Raw genomic sequence first — 1,686 nt, forward strand, 5'->3', positions numbered from 1 at the left:
TGAAGTGCTCCCTGTCAAGTAGACAGGACAAATAATGAAAACCAGCCTAGGCGGCTTGAGACCTGTATTCGACAGGGCTCAAGCCGTTTAGTCGTTTCTGGAAACGATCGTGGTTGTAGAACGATATGTAGTTCTCGATGGCCCTCGTGAGTTCGCTATAGGCCTGGAACTCACGCAAGTAGTACATCTCCACTTTCAAGGTGCCCCAAAAACTCTCGATCGGGGCGTTGTCGATGCAACGCCCGACCCGGGACATGCTGCGGGTCATTCCCGCGTCTTCTACCATCCGTTTGAACCCTCTTGAGGTATATTGGAACCCTCGGTCGCTATGGATCATCGGACGTGCTCCTGTACGGAGCCCCGCGATGGCTGGCATCATCGTCTGGAAGACGAGCCCGTTGTTGTTGGACCTTCCGATGCGGTAGGCGACGATCGAGCCGTCATACAGGTCGATGATCGCGCTCAGATACGCCTTCTTCCCGGTCCCATACTTGAACTCGGTGACGTCGGTGCACCATTTCTCGTCCGGGCGGGACGCACTGAATTCTCGGTTCATCAGGTTCTCGGCCACATGTTGCGGCGTTGACTTCTTATGTCTCTTCTGCTTCCGGCGGATGACCGATTGGATCCCATGGCTATGCATCAAGCGATAGATTCGCTTTTCATTGAATGGGGACAGGCTCTGTTGCCGGCGCAGCCGATTGATTGTCATCGTGATCCGACGGTACCCGTATGTGCCGTTCGCCTGGTCATAGAGTAGACGAATGTCCTCCAGAAGCTTCTCGTTCTCTTCTTGACGCACCGGTATGGTGCGGTTCAACCATTTGTAATAGGCCGCCCGTGAGATGCCGGCGACTCGACAGAGGAGGACGACCGAGATGGCCTCCTCTTCGTATAATTCTTTGATGGCGATATATCGTTGCTGTAGCCGTACCTGGCTGATCACGACCTCCTCTCGATCTCCTCTAACTTTTTTAGGAACAGGTTGTCCGCACGAAGAAGTTCGTTCTCAAGCTCCATTTGCCGGATCCGGCGTTTCAGCTTCTCCTCTTCACTTAGTTCGTCCTCTGGCTTCGTACGCCCACGGCGGTCCAGGAGCGCTTCTGCCCCGTCCGTGTCATACTTCTTGACCCAGCCATAGATTTGCCCATAAGACACCTGATATTGTTCCGCGGTCTGTTGGTAGTTGCGTCCATTCTCCAAACAGTATTTCACGATCTCGAAGCGCTCTTCGAATGTAGTTTTTCTTCCTTTTGTCATAGCTCGATTCATCCCTTTTCTCGAATCTGTTAACTCGCTATGACTAGTATACTTCTTAATCCATTTTCGAAGAACAGATCCATCACTGATTTGATGGTTGGAGAGGACTTCCACCGTGGTGGCCCCATCGAGATAGTCACGGACGGCGGCAATCTTTTGTTCCTTGGTGTAATGTCTCCATGTCCTCGATTCCTTCAACGCGTCGATTCCGCCGGTATCGAATTTCACTTTCCACACCCGGAGAGTATTCTCAGAGACGTTATGCGCTTCCATGATTTCCTTCCACGTATAGGTTTCTTCTTCCATCATGCGCAGCGCAGCCAGTTTTTGTTCGATCGAATGCCGACTTCTCACCATAAAAAAACACTCCCCAATCAGATAAACAGATTTGTTATTTCATCTGTCTACCTATTGGGGAGCATATCA

General features: G+C 51.4%; 1 protein-coding gene. It reads right to left on the reverse strand.

Annotation, left to right across the window (positions count from 1 at the left end):
• Nucleotides 1–46 precede the first annotated feature (46 nt).
• A protein-coding gene (locus tag KNP78_RS15505) for an IS3 family transposase (RefSeq protein WP_156111487.1) occupies nt 47–1,617 on the reverse strand; the annotation gives its coding sequence in 2 pieces (ribosomal slippage) (nt 47–978 and nt 978–1,617; 1,572 coding nt in all).
• Nucleotides 1,618–1,686: the final 69 nt, after the last annotated feature.

This window comes from Exiguobacterium sp. s28 (assembly GCF_018618135.1).
Lineage (GTDB): Bacteria > Bacillota > Bacilli > Exiguobacteriales > Exiguobacteriaceae > Exiguobacterium > Exiguobacterium mexicanum_A.